Below are 871 nucleotides of genomic sequence, written 5' to 3'. Positions count from 1 at the left end.
CGATGGCACCGCGGACGAGGTCGTCCCACATGAACCAGAAGCGGTCCTGTCCGGGCGTACCGAAGAGGTACAGGATCAGGTCCTGGTCCAGGGTGATACGGCCGAAGTCCATCGCCACGGTCGTCGTAGTCTTGTCCGGCGCGTGCGTAAGGTCGTCGATCCCCGCGGAGGCGGAGGTCATCACGGCTTCGGTGCGCAGCGGGTTGATCTCCGAGACCGCGCCGACGAACGTGGTCTTGCCCACGCCGAAGCCGCCCGCCACCACGATCTTCGCGGAGGTGGTGGAGCGGGCTGCACCGCTAGAGCTTCCGAAGTCCACTGAGCACCCTTTCGAGCAGTGTCACATCTGGCTGGCCGCCGGCGGACTCGTCGCCGCCGGGCTGGTGGATGGCGACGAGTCCGGCCTCGGCCAAGTCGGCGACGAGGATTCGGGCGACGCCGAGGGGAATGGTGAGGAGGGCCGAGATCTCCGCGACCGACTTGATCTCCCGGCAGAGGTGGCAGATGCGCTGGTGCTCCGGCAACTGCCCCTGCAGCTGGGCCGGTCCCGCCGTGGTGTGCACCAGTGCCTCGATGGCGAGCTGGTAGCGCGGCCGGGTCCGGCCCCCGGTCATGGCGTACGGCCGGACCAGCGGGTTGGTGGTGCCCCCCGCGGGGGAGGCCGGCGGCCGCCGGTGCTGCGGCTGCACCGGCTGGATCCGCGGCGCCGGCGGCTGCTCGTACTCGTACGGCTGCCGGTGCTGCGGCTGTCGCGGCGGGGGCGACTGACGGCTGGGCGAGGAGGGGAAGTTGAAGCGGTTGTTCTGATCACCCTGCGGTTGGGATTGCTCCCCACCGCCATATGGGTAACCGCCCGGGGGTGTTGCCAAGT

2 protein-coding genes are annotated in these 871 nt (G+C 69.9%); both read right to left on the bottom strand.

From position 1 onward, the window contains the following. Positions 1-319 (bottom strand): GTP-binding protein (locus tag ACTWQE_RS34100; protein WP_443332963.1); only part of this gene is annotated, 319 nt, incomplete at its 3' end. Further along, positions 300-869, bottom strand: a complete 570-nt coding sequence (locus ACTWQE_RS34095) for a DUF742 domain-containing protein (protein WP_443332962.1) — start codon at positions 867-869, stop codon at positions 300-302. The genes ACTWQE_RS34100 and ACTWQE_RS34095, both read right to left, overlap by 20 nt. Positions 870-871: the final 2 nt, after the last annotated feature.

The sequence above is a fragment of the Streptomyces sp. 8N706 genome (genome assembly GCF_052245415.1).
In the GTDB taxonomy this organism is placed as follows: Bacteria; Actinomycetota; Actinomycetes; order Streptomycetales; family Streptomycetaceae; genus Streptomyces.
The sequence above is the reverse complement of the archived record's forward strand: the minus strand, read 5'-3'. Positions and strand labels throughout refer to the sequence as shown.